The organism is Stenotrophomonas sp. 116085_Sma (assembly GCF_056479585.1).
In genome coordinates this window covers 2,124,186-2,136,275 of record NZ_CM151057.1, presented here as the reverse complement: position 1 = coordinate 2,136,275, position 12,090 = coordinate 2,124,186, and the positions used below count along the sequence as shown (strand labels likewise).

At 67.9% G+C, this 12,090-nt stretch carries 10 protein-coding genes; 6 read left to right on the top strand and 4 right to left on the bottom strand.

Annotated features, from left to right (window positions below):
* Positions 1-138: 138 nt before the first annotated feature.
* On the bottom strand, positions 139-519 hold the full coding sequence (locus tag ACZK0Z_RS10045) for a VOC family protein (protein ID WP_197632244.1): 381 nt from the start codon (positions 517-519) through the stop codon (positions 139-141).
* Positions 520-669: 150 nt separating this feature from the next.
* Here ACZK0Z_RS10045 and ACZK0Z_RS10040 point away from each other — a divergent pair, with 150 nt between their 5' ends.
* The 3 genes from ACZK0Z_RS10040 (at position 670) to ACZK0Z_RS10030 (ending at position 5,147) form a co-directional block, all read left to right on the top strand.
* Positions 670-1,188 (top strand): sigma-70 family RNA polymerase sigma factor, encoded by a 519-nt coding sequence (locus ACZK0Z_RS10040; protein ID WP_197632243.1) that lies wholly within the window; start codon positions 670-672, stop codon positions 1,186-1,188.
* Complete coding sequence (locus ACZK0Z_RS10035; RefSeq protein WP_197632242.1) at positions 1,185-2,129, top strand: FecR family protein; 945 nt, start codon at positions 1,185-1,187, stop codon at positions 2,127-2,129. The genes ACZK0Z_RS10040 and ACZK0Z_RS10035 overlap by 4 nt, the downstream gene beginning before the upstream one ends.
* A 69-nt stretch (positions 2,130-2,198) precedes the next feature.
* Complete coding sequence (locus tag ACZK0Z_RS10030) at positions 2,199-5,147, top strand: TonB-dependent receptor domain-containing protein (protein ID WP_197632241.1); 2,949 nt, start codon at positions 2,199-2,201, stop codon at positions 5,145-5,147.
* A 131-nt stretch (positions 5,148-5,278) separates the two neighbouring features.
* On the opposite strand, the gene ACZK0Z_RS10025 is transcribed toward ACZK0Z_RS10030, so the two are convergent.
* Positions 5,279-5,602 (bottom strand): DMT family transporter, encoded by a 324-nt coding sequence (locus ACZK0Z_RS10025; RefSeq protein WP_197632240.1) that lies wholly within the window; start codon positions 5,600-5,602, stop codon positions 5,279-5,281.
* Complete coding sequence (locus tag ACZK0Z_RS10020; protein ID WP_019659945.1) at positions 5,602-5,955, bottom strand: SMR family transporter; 354 nt, start codon at positions 5,953-5,955, stop codon at positions 5,602-5,604. Before ACZK0Z_RS10020 ends, ACZK0Z_RS10025 begins: the two co-directional genes overlap by 1 nt.
* Before the next feature lie 160 nt (positions 5,956-6,115).
* Here ACZK0Z_RS10020 and ACZK0Z_RS10015 point away from each other — a divergent pair, with 160 nt between their 5' ends.
* Entirely contained in the window at positions 6,116-6,967 is an 852-nt protein-coding gene (locus ACZK0Z_RS10015; protein WP_295549745.1) for a LysR family transcriptional regulator, read from the top strand.
* A gap of 68 nt (positions 6,968-7,035) precedes the next feature.
* On the opposite strand, the gene ACZK0Z_RS10010 is transcribed toward ACZK0Z_RS10015, so the two are convergent.
* Positions 7,036-7,956, bottom strand: coding sequence for a M14 family metallopeptidase (locus ACZK0Z_RS10010; protein ID WP_049427612.1), 921 nt, complete (start codon positions 7,954-7,956; stop codon positions 7,036-7,038).
* Between the two features lie 131 nt (positions 7,957-8,087).
* Between ACZK0Z_RS10010 and ACZK0Z_RS10005 the strand changes: the two genes are divergently transcribed.
* Positions 8,088-10,169: a TonB-dependent receptor family protein gene (locus tag ACZK0Z_RS10005; RefSeq protein ID WP_197632238.1), complete on the top strand. Its 2,082-nt coding sequence runs from the start codon at positions 8,088-8,090 to the stop codon at positions 10,167-10,169.
* A gap of 62 nt (positions 10,170-10,231) precedes the next feature.
* The gene (locus tag ACZK0Z_RS10000; RefSeq protein ID WP_414489312.1) at positions 10,232-12,004 is read left to right on the top strand and encodes a chloride channel protein; all 1,773 of its coding nucleotides are present in this window, start codon (positions 10,232-10,234) and stop codon (positions 12,002-12,004) included.
* The last annotated feature ends 86 nt before the right edge of the window (positions 12,005-12,090 follow it).

The window sequence follows — 12,090 nt, the reverse complement described above, 5'->3', positions numbered from 1 at the left end:
GTTCTCCGGTAGATCGAGGAATTAGCCGACCGATTCTGGCTGAACCGCAGTGGACAGAGCATGAAGTTGTGGCCTGCGATCACGGCCCGCGCGCGTGGTTTCGTGCTATCACGCGCGCGCCGCCCTGCCCACAGTGCGTCACGACATCACATGCACCGCGCACAGCTTGTTGCCATCGGGATCGCGCAGGTAGGCCAGGAACAGCTGGCGCCCGGCCATGCTGCGGACGCCAGCCGGATCCTCGATGGCCGTACCGCCATGGGCCACGCCGGCATCCTGCCAACCGCGCACGGCCTCGGCGCTGTCGAGGGTGAAACCAATGGTGCCGCCGTTGGCATGGCATGCAGGCTGCCCATCGATGGGCGCGGTGACGATGAACATGCGGCCATCCTTGAAGTACACCAGCCGGCCCTTGTCATCGAAGACGCCGGGGCGTGCGCCCAACGCGGTGAACAGCGCATCGTAGAAGCGATGCGCGACGTCCATGTCGTTCGTTCCAACGGTGATGTGGCTGAACATGCGGGCACTCCCTGTGGAAAGCCGCAGTGTCGGCGAGCACGCCGGGCATCGCAAATCCGGCGATCTCCCCCGCTGCGGCATGCCCAGGATTTGTCGTGCGCCGCCCTATCACTCTATAATGGGAATCATTCTCATTAATGACCCGTGCCGATGGCCGTGCCCGCCGCCTCCAGCAACGCGCTGGCGGGGTTCTACCGCGAACACCATGGCTGGCTGCTGGGCTGGCTGCGCCGCCGCACCCACAACGCCGACTGCGCCGCCGACCTGACCCAGGACACCTTCCTGCGCCTGCTCAGCCGCCGCGTCGATCCGTCCGAACTGCGCCTGCCGCGCGCCTATCTCAGCACCATCGCCCATGCCCTGCTGGTCAACCACTGGCAGCGCGCGGACCTGGAGCGCGCCTACCTGGCCGCGCTGGCTGCGCAACCGGAGCCGGCGCATCCCTCGGCGGAAGAGCGCACGCAGGCGCTGCAGCTGCTGCACGCGATTGCCGACATGCTGTCCGGCCTGGCCGAGCGGCCACGGCGTGCGTTCCTGCTGGCGCGGCTGTCCGGCCTGGGCTATGCGGAGATCGGCGTGCAGCTCGGCGTGTCCGAACGCATGGTCAAGAAGTACATGGCGCAGGCCATGCTGCACTGCCTGCGTCTGTCCGGGGATGCTGCGGCATGAGCGCGGTGATGGCTTCACCGGCATTGGAGCAGGCTGCCGAGTGGTTCGCGTTGCGCCAGCAGGGCTGGTCTGACGGCGACCAGCAGCGCTGGCACGCCTGGCTGCAGGCCGATGCCGGGCATGCCGATGCATGGCGCCGGGTCGAGTCGGTCTGGCAATCATTCGCCCCGCTGTCTGCACCGGCCGCGGCAACGGCGCTCGATGCTGCCGGCCGCCGCCGCCGTCGCGCGCTTCGCAGCCTCGGCGGCGGCCTCGGCATCGGTGCGATCGCCCTGCTTGGCCTGCACGGGCTGCGCGAACAACGCGGCCTGCAGACGCAACGCACGGTTGCGGGGCGCACCGGTCATTGGACGTTGGCCGATGGCAGCCAGTTGTGGCTCAACGCCGGCAGCGAAGTGACGGTCGACATCGGCAACGGTCGCCGTGCCCTGCACCTGCTGCTCGGCGAACTGCTGCTGCAGACCGGCCACCACCCTGCATTCACCGGCTTGCCGCTGACCGTGCATGTACCGGGCGCGCGCCTGCAGCCGATCGGCACCCGCTTTGCGGTCGGGCGCGAGGCACAGGGCAGTCGGCTGGATGTATTCGAAGGAGCGGTGCGCTGCCTGCCGCAGTTCGGCGCAGCGCTGGACGTGGCTGCGGGAGACGCTGTGCGGATCGGCCCGATGGGCGGGCTCTCAACGCTCGCTGCGGATCCGCTGCGCGGCGACTGGCAGGACGGACGCCTGCAGGTGCAGGACACGCCGCTGATCCGGGTGATCGACGAACTGGCCCGCCACCACCGGGGCTATCTGGGCTGCGATCCGGCGCTCGCCACACTCAATGTCACTGCGGTACTACCGCGCCTGGACAGCCTGCAGGCCCTGAAACTGCTGGCGCGCGCCCTGCCGATCCGCATCGAGCAACGCTGGCCATGGTGGACCGTCGTGCGTCCGATCTGAAATGGCGGTTCCCTTTCTGCGCGCTCGGCGGGCACTACAAGGGAACCCATTGCGGATGTCGCCGCCCCCATGAAACTACCCTGCCCTTCCCCTCGCCCGCTGGCCATCGCGCTGTGCCTGGCCCTGGCCACCCCGTGCCTGTTGCCGGCCGTTGCCCATGCACAGGACGCTACCGCCGCCGCCCACTGGCAGATCGCGGCCGGTCCGCTCGACCAGGCGTTGACCGCATTCGGTCAGCAGTCGGGCCTGTCGATCGCTGCCGATGCGCGCCTGACCCGAGGCCGGCACAGCGGCGGCGTGCGGGCCGCGCTCACTGCCGAGGCCGCGCTGGCGCAGCTGCTGGCCGGTACCGGCCTGACCTTCCAGCGTGATGCCAGCGGCGTGGTGCTGCAGGCCGCCCCCGCCAGCGATGCCGGCGTGCGCCAGATCGGCACCCTGCGTGTGGCCGGCCAGGCCAGCGAAGGTGCTTCGCCGTGGGGCCTGGCCGATGCCGATGCGGTCTACCGTGACAGCGGCTCGCGCGTGCACCTGGACCGCCAGCAGCTGGAACGCTTCCGCGGCCAGTCGATTGGCGACGTGCTGGCCGGCGCAGTCGGCGTGCACACCGGAGACGTGCGCAATGGCGGTGCACTGGACGTCAACATCCGCGGCCTGCAGGGCCAGAACCGGGTGCCAGTGATCGTCGACGGCGGCCAGCAGGCCATCGACGTGTACCGCGGTTATGCCGGCGTGCAGCAGCGCAGCTACCTCGACCCGGACCTGGTCAGCGCGGTCAGCATCGAGAAGGGGCCGAGCCTGGCCGCCAACGCCGCCAGCGCGATCGGTGGTGTGGTCTACATGGAAACGCTGAACGTCGATGACATCCTCGACGACGGCCAGGCCTGGGGCCTGCGTGTGCGTGGTGGCGTGGCCGACAACAGCATCGACCGTACCCGCACGTTCAAGCAGATCGCGCGCGGCAGCGACAACCGCAACAGCCTGCGTGATCCGCGCGACTGGAACGGCAGCGTGGCCTTCGCCCAGCGTGGCGAGGATTGGCAGCTGGTGGCGGCCTATGCGCGGCGCCGCCAGGGCAACTACTTCGCTGGCAGCAACGGCGCGCACCGGTACGACGACCAGCACCTGTCCAGCGGCGGTACCGGCATGTCCAGCCAGGCGGTCTCGGACATGTACCTCCCCGGCGATGAGGTGCTGAACACGCATACCGACAACGAATCGGCGCTGCTGAAATTCACCTGGACGCCCAGCCCCGACCAGCGCCTGGAGCTGAGCCACCGTTACTTCAACTCCAGCTTCGGCGAGATCATGCCGTCGGCGATCGGCCGTGTCGGTGAGTCCAACGAATGGGTGACCTACGTGGACAAGGCCAACACCATGTTCCAGTTCGAGCCCGGGAAAATGCGGCTCAACGCCACCTCGCTGCGCCACCGCTACCGGCCCGAGGCACACCCGTGGCTGGACCTGAGCAGCACGCTGTGGTTCACCACCGCCACCAGCCGCATGTTCAACAGCAACATCGCCAACACGCCGCTGTTCAAGGACGTGCCCAACGACCAGATGCCGGACACGCTGGGCGAGACCTATGGCCCGGGCCTGCAGTCGGACGTGAAAACCCGGCGCTGGGGCGTGGACAGCAGCAACACCACCCGCTTCAACAACAGCCTGGGCGACTGGACGCTGCGCTATGGTGCTGCGTTCCAGCACGAGGACACCGCACCGAATTCGCCGGTGCTGCCGGTGGACTACAACAACAACCGCTACCTGCGCTCCGGCACGCGCCGCGAAGCCAGCGTTGTGGCGTCGCTGCAATGGCAGCCGTGGGACTGGCTGTCGCTGACCGCTGGCGGCCGCTTCATCGACTACCGCACCCGCGACCGCAACCGGGTCGCCTTCGTCAGTGAATCGCGCGACCTGCGCTATACCTTCGCGCGCTTGAGCAAGGGCGGCCAGCTGCTGCCGGGCTGGTACAAGGAGTGGCACCCGGATGCACAGGGCAACTACACCTACGACTCGCTGCGCGCTACGCCCTATGGCGACAGCACGCTGGGCCAGAGCTACGCCTTTGATGGCTTCATTCCCGACCCGCGCGGCGCCAACGGCTTCTACACCAAGCAGATTCCTGCCGCATGGGGCTACAAGCCGGCGATCCGCCGTTCCGGCCACGGCTTCGCACCGTATGCCGAGGCCCGCTTCAACCTCGACGAGGACATGTTCTTCTACGTGAAGTACGCGCAGGGCTGGAAAATGCCCAGCCTGTTCGAATCGACGCTGGGCAACAGCACTTCGGCACCGGTGGCCGACCTGAAGCCGGAGAAGAACCGTTCCTGGGACATCGGCTTCAGCCTGCTCAAGCAGGACCTGTGGCGCGATGGCGACCGCCTGGCGTTCAAGGTGGCCTGGTTCAAGAACGATATCGACAACGCGATCACCCGTCGCTTCGACTCCAGCAACTGGGCATTCTATGTCGACAATGTCGACAACTACACGGTATCCGGCTACGAGCTGCAGTCCGGCTATGACGCCGGCATCGCCTACCTGGACCTGTCGGCCAGCTACTACCAGCGCGCGCGCACCTGCGACGCGGCCACCGCCAAGCGCCTGCGCGAAGACCCCTATGCGAAGTGGAGCAAGCTGGACACCACGCCGGATTGCGTGGATGGCGGCTTCGGTACCTCGTTCGTCAACGCACAGAATCCGCCGAAGTACTCGATCCACAGCACCCTGGGCTTCCGCCTGTTCGACAAACGCCTGGATACCGGCATCCGCCGCACCTACAACAGCGGCCCCACCCACGAGCTGGACAAGCCCTGGAATACCACCGGCTCGACCGGGTTGCAGAACATCTACCTGCCCACCGCGATCTACGACTTCTATGCGCGCTGGCAGTTCACCCCGAAGGCCGAAGTGGAACTGGTGGTCAGCAACCTGCGCAACACCTACTACATGGACACGCTGGCGATGAGCCTGATGCCCGGCCCGGGCCGTACCACGCGATTGAACTTCACCGCACGCTTCTGACCGCTGCAGAAACAGCAACGCCCCGGGGAGATCATCCCCGGGGCGTCTGCATGCGGCGACTCACGCACTGGCAGGTGCCAACCAGCGACTCAGCACTGGTAGGTGCCAACCTTGGTTGGCACAGCAACGCGTTACTTCGCGGTACTCAGCAGCAGCACCGCTACGGTGACCAGACCGATACCGACCCAACCGATCGGGCGCAGGCGGTTGCCGAACAGCAGGCGGCCGCAGGTGGCGGTACCGATCACGCCGATCGCACCCCACATCGCATACGCAGTGGCCAGGTCCATGTAGCGCACTGCCTGGCCCAGCAGGGCGAAGGCGATCCAGACCATGACGATCGCGCCGACACCCCAGCGCCAGCGGCGGAAGCCTTCCGACCTGGCCACCATCATGTTGGCGGCGACGTCGATCAAGGCCGAACAGATCACGAAAAACAGGGCCAGGGTATTCATCAGTGCGCCTCCCCGAGGGTGACACAGACGATGCCGACCACCGCCAGCACCAGACCGGCCAGCTGCTGAAGCGACAGGCTCTCGCCGAACACGGTGAGGCCGACCACGGTCAGCAGAGTCAGGCCCAGGCCTTCCCACACCGCGTAGGCGACACCGACCGCGATGCGGCGCACCGACAGCGCCAGGAAGTAGTAGGACAGCGCCAGCGCGCCGGCCATGATCAGGTAGCCGGTCCAGCCACCGTCGCGGGCGGCATGGGCCATGAACGAGGTGCCGACCACTTCGGCAACGATCGCCACGGTCAGGCAGGCCCAGGCGACCAGCGCGCCACGGGCGGGAACAGTACGGGACATGTGAAACTCCTTGCGGGACGGGGACAGCGCCCCGCCCTCATTGGACCCACGCCATGCGTGGATGATCCGGAACACCCCGCAGACAGGGGCGACGGCGGCCAGTATCATCGCCTTTTACGGTCGATTCAAAATGGATTCCATCGACAGGAGCGATGGATCAATGCCCTACTCCCCTGAATCCCTGCAGGCGTTCGTCGAAGCGGCCGCACTGGGCTCGTTCTCGGCAGCCGCGCGCCGCCTGCGCAAGACCCAATCGACGGTCAGCACCGCCATCGCCCACCTGGAGGCCGACCTGGGCGTGAGCCTGTTTGATCGCAGCGGGCGCTACCCGCAGCTGACCGAGGCCGGGCGCCAGGTACTGGGCCACGCACAGGAGATCCTTGCCGCCGATGCGCGCCTGCAGCAGTTGAGCGTTCGCCTGGCCGCCCCGGTCGAAGCGCGGCTGACCGTGGTGTTCTCCGACGTCTACCAGCTCGATCCGGAGCAGCGCGTGTTGCAGCGCTTTGCCGAAGCGTTCCCCGAGATCGAACTGGAATGGCTGGATGCCGAAGGCGATGACGTGCTGGAACTGGTCGGCAGTGGTCGCGCCGCGCTGGGCCTGCTGCCACGCCAGGAAAGCTATCCGGACGGACTGGTGGCGCGACCGTTGGCGCACCACAGCGAACTGTCGGTGTATGTGGCGCGCGGCCATCCGCTGGCCGACGCCGGCCGGCGCGCGGCTTCCCAGCTGGCACGGCACCGGCAGGTGCGGTTGAGCGCGGAGGTCGACCACACCCGCGCGGCCACGGGCCTGGCATGGACCGCCACCGACTACCTGATGGTGATGGAGATGGCCGAGGACGGCATCGGCTGGGCCGAGCTGCCACGCGCGCTGGTACGGCGCTACGACCGCGGGCAGCTGGTGGAACTGACCCTGCCCGGCTGGCCACGGCGCATCCACAGCGATCTGTTGTGGCGTCGCGATACGCCGCCGGGGCCAGCCGCCCTGTGGTGGGCCGACGCGCTTGGATGAGGTAGTGCCGGCCGCTGGCCGGCAATCCCGGTGTCCCGCGGTTGCCGGCCAGCGGCCGGCACTACCGATCAACGATGGGCGAGCGCGTAATCCAGCGCCGAGCACACCGCTGCCACCTGGGCGTCGTTGCACTGCTGCGGGGTGGCGCGCGGGCTGTCCGGGTAGACCTCGGTGGTGGTGGTGTACTTCGCACCGGTGATGCCAGCGCACAGGCCCAGCTTCACCAGCGGGTATTCGATCACGCCGTGGGCCACCACCGGCGAACCGATGATCTCGCCCTTGTCGTCGGCCGGGGCGATATGGGTCACCTTTTCCACCGCGGCGATCACCGCCTGCTGGAACGCCGCCTGCGGGTTCTCGCTGTCATCCACCAGATAGAAGCCATCGGGAATCAGGCCCGGCTCGAACGGCTTGCCGTCACGTGCGGCCAGCGCCGGGCGGAACTCGCTCTCGTCGCTGTCGGTGGTTTCGTGCAGGTCGATATGCAGCACGAACTGGCCTTTGTAAGGCGCGATCAGCTCGATGACAGCGGTCGATTCGCGGGCCGGGCCATCGGCGCGGAAATTGCGGTTCGGATCGATCGCATCGAAGTTCCAGCGGTTGATGCGCTCGAAGCCCCACGGGTTCACGCACGGCGCCACCAGCAGGTTGGCCTTGCCTGCATAGTCGGTGCCATGCTTCTCAAGGAACTCCAGCGCGCCCATCACGCCGCTGGTTTCATACCCATGCACGCCACCTGTAACCAGCGCGGCCGGCAACGCCGGGTTCCAGTCGCGGCTGCGCAGGGCGAACAGGGTGTAGGTCTCGCCAGCGTAGTCGAGCTGGCCATAGGCCACCTTCTCGAAGCGGGAGGCCAGCGCCTCGATGCGCGGCAGCACCTCCTCGTCGTAGCGGCGCAGGCGCTGCTGGCGGCCACGCCACGCCTCCCGTTCCGCCGCTCCCCACGGCTGGCCAGGGATTCCGACGGGGTAGAAGGCGGCTTGGGACATGGCGGATCTCAGCGAGTCAGGAAGCAATCGCCCACTCTACCACCGGGGGAACAGCGTGAACCGGCGGCGCATTCCATTGGCGAATGGAATCAGCAATAATTCTCATTTACCACCTTCCACAGCCCGCACCGATGCCCACCCACGCCATGCAACCGGCCCGCCTGCCGCTGGCCGCCGCCCTTGCCCTGTGCCTGCTGCCGGCCGCTACCGCCTCCGCCCAGAACAGCGCCACCACGCTGGACAGCATCCAGGTCTCCGGCAACTGGCTGGGCACCGGCCTGCATGACAGCGTCAAGAGCTTCGCCGGCGCACGCACCGTAGTCGACCGCCAGCGCATCGAGGCCAGCGGCGCGGCGAGCATCGGTGATGCGATGCGACGCATCCCCGGCGTGCAGGTCACCGACAACGCCGGCACCGCCGGCAGCTCGGTGTCGCTGAACATCGGCGTGCGTGGCCTCACCGGCCGCTACTCGCCGCGCTCGACCGTACTGCTGGACGGCGTGCCGCTTGCGGTAGCGCCGTATGGCCAACCGCAGCTGTCGTTCGCACCGACCAGCCTGTCCAACATCGAGTCGATCGACGTGGTGCGTGGCGGCGGCGCGGTGCGCTACGGGCCGCAGAACGTGGGCGGCATCATCAACTTCAGCACCCGCGCCATTCCCACCGGGACCGGCCTGCACGGCGAAGCCGGGGTGCGTTACACCGCCTACGACCACGGCGGCGGTGACAGCACCCAGTACAACGCCTTCCTCGGCGGCACCGGCGACAACGGGCTGGGCGCCGCCCTGCTCTACTCCGGCCAGGATGGCCGCGGCTGGCGCCAGGGCAGCGATGACCGCTTCAACGATCTCGCGCTGAAGTTCGCCTATGCCATCGACGGACAGCAGGCGCTGCGAGCCAAGCTGTCCTACTACGACGTTCGCTCACTGACCCCGGGCGGCCTGACCCGCGCGCAGTACGAGACCGACCCGTTCCAGAACACCCGGCCGACCGACTTCTGGAAGGGCCATCGCACCGGCATCGACCTGGGCTACACCAACACGTTGTCGGCCAACAGCGAGTTCGAGGTGCTGGCCTATTACAACGAAAGCACCCGCGCCAGCTCGCTGATAAACGCGGCCAACACCCAGCTGACCGTGCAGCCGCGAGACTACCGCGTGCTTGGCATCGAGCCGCGCTACACCCAGCGCCTGCACTTGGGCAGCACGGTGCATGACATCACCGCCGGCTACCGCTTCCTGCGCGAGCGCGGCAACGACCGCAGCTACACCGTAACCCGCCGCACCGGCGCGGCCAGTGCCACCACCCGCTTCGACAACGCCACCGACGCGCACGCCTTCTACATCGATGATCGCATTGCGATCGGCCAGTGGCGGATCACTCCGGGCGTGCGCATGGAATGGATCGACATGGACCGCCGCCAGGCCGGTGGCACGGCGATCTTCAGCAGCCGCAACGACAAGGCCCTGCCCTCGCTCAACATCGCCTACCTGCTGACCCCGCAGCTGACCGTGTTCGGCAACTACACCACCTCGTTCGGGCCGGTGCAGAACATCCAGCTGAACTCGCAGACCGCCAGCAATCCGCTCAATCCGGAAGTGGCCAGGACCACCGAGCTGGGCGCGCGCTGGCAGGACGGTGCACTGCGCGCGGAAGTGACCGTGTTCAAGATGCGCTTCGACAACCAGATCCTGCAGGTGCCGGGGATCACCCCGCCGACCTTCCAGAACATCGGCGCCACCGACCACAAGGGCGTGGAGAGCGCGCTGGAGTACCACTTCGCCGAGGACAGCGCGCTGGCCGGGTTGGAGGTGTACGCCAACTACACCTGGACCAAGGCGATCCAGCAGTCGGGCGACAACCGTGGCCTGGACGTGCCGTTCTACTCGCGCGACACCGACAGCGTGGGCGCCCGCTACGCGCTGGCCGGCTGGACCTTCAATGTCTCCAGCACCCACCAGAGCGGCCAGTTCTCCGATGCCGCCAACACCTGGGAAGAAACCGCTGATGCGCGCGTGGGCCGCGTGCCGGGCGTACGCCTGTGGAATGCCCAGGTGGCCTGGCAGGTGCCGGGGCTGGGTGACAGCGAGATCGCGCTGGGCGTGAACAACCTGGCCGACAAGCGCTGGTACACCCGCAACGTCGATGGCAACGCCGGCCGCATGGTGGCCGCGCCGCGCACCTTCTACGTGCAGGGCCGCTACCACTTCTGAGCCGGTAGCCGCCCGATGCGGTGACGGTGGCGCTCACGGTGGCGGCGTATCATGCCGCCACCATGTCTTCGCCCGTTTCGCCATCGCGCCTGCATCTGGCCTTCCAGGGCTTGCGCCTGCGCCTGCGTGGCAGCGACCTGTGGTTCATCGCGCTGGCGTTGCTGGTCGGCTTGATCGCCGGCTACCTGACCCTGCTGCAGTCGGGCATCGCGCGCTGGCTGCAGGGCACGTTGTACGGGCTGGACGACGGCATGCGCCTGAGCTCCCTGCCCTCGCTGACCTGGACCGCGCTGCTGGTGCTGCCACTGGGCGGGCTGCTGGTCGGCCTGGTCAGCCTGGCGGCGACGCGGCTGAAACGGCCACTGCTCGATGCGGTGGAAGCCAATGCACTGCACGGCGGCCGCATGTCGATGCGCGACAACCTGATCGTGCTGACCCAGACCCTGCTGTCCAACGGCTGCGGCGCCTCGGTCGGCCTTGAGGCTTCGTATACGCAGATGGGCGCGGGCAGCGGCTCGCAGCTGGGCCGGGTGATGCGCCTGCGTCGCAACGACGTGCGCATCCTGGTCGGTGCCGGTGCCGCCGGTGCCATCGCCGCTGCGTTTGGTGCGCCGCTGGCCGGTGCGTTCTACGCCTTCGAAATCGTCATCGGCGCCTACACCCCCGCTGCGCTGGCACCGGTGGCCGTCGCGGCGCTGGCCGGCGCGTTCGTGGCCGACCAGGCCGGCATCGAGGCCTATCTGCTGCCAGCGGCCTCGACCATCGACGTGCGCGCCGCCGACTATGCCATCTACGGCCTGCTCGGCTGCTGCTCCGCGATGGTCGGCATCACCATCATGCGGCTGATCGCCTCGATCGAGGGCACGGTCAAGCGCAGCCCGTTGCCGCTGTGGGGCCGGCCAGTGGTGGGTGGCCTGCTGCTGATTCCGCTGGCACTGGCCAGCCCGCAGGTACTGTCGTCCGGCCACGGCGCCCTGCATCTGGACCTGACCACCCACCTGCCGCTGATCTGGATCGGCGGCCTGCTGACCCTGAAGTGCCTGGCCTCGGGCATTTCGCTCGGCTTCGGCTTCCGCGGTGGCCTGTTCTTCGCCTCGCTGTTCATGGGCACCCTGGTCGGAGCGTTGTTCGCCGGGCTGCTGGGCATGGCCACCGGCGTTCCGGTGATCGACGCCACCTCGGCCGCGCTGGCCGGCATGGCCGCACTGGCCGCCGCCGTCGTTGGCGCGCCGATGACCATGGCCATGCTGGTGCTGGAAGGTACTCACGACTTCCTGCTGACCAGCGTGGTGATGAGCGCCGTGCTGGTGTCCAGCACACTGGTGCGGCAATGGTTCGGCTACTCGTTCTCGACCTGGCGCATGCACCTGCGCGGCGAGACCATCAAGAGCGCCCGCGACGTGGGCTGGGTGCAGAACCTCAATGCCGGGCGGCTGATGCGCAAAGGCGTGGCCACCGCTCCGGCCGATCTCGATGCCGACGCGTTCCGCCAGCGCTTCCCGCTGGGCTCGGGCAGCCGGGTGGTGCTGATCGATGGCGAAGGCCACTACGCCGGCATCGTGCAGATCCCACGCGTCTACGGCGACGGCGTGAAGCCGGAGACCGCAGTCGGCGAGCTGGCCGAGAACCGCGACGTCTCGCTGGTACCTTCCTCCGACGTGGTCAGCGTGATGCAGCGTTTCGACCAGACCCAGGCCGACGAACTGGCGGTGGTCGGCGCCGATGGCCAGGTGCTGGGCGTCGTCTCCGAAGCCTTCGTGCGCAAGCGCTACGCCGAAGAACTGGACAAGCGCCAGCGCGAGCTGATGGGCGAGCGGGTGGAGGACACCGACTGACCCCGCAAAGAAGGGGACGGAGGGGATCAAGTCGTTTCTGGCACTTTCGAAATCCAGGCATGGCGTGGATCTACTGTCACCTCGAC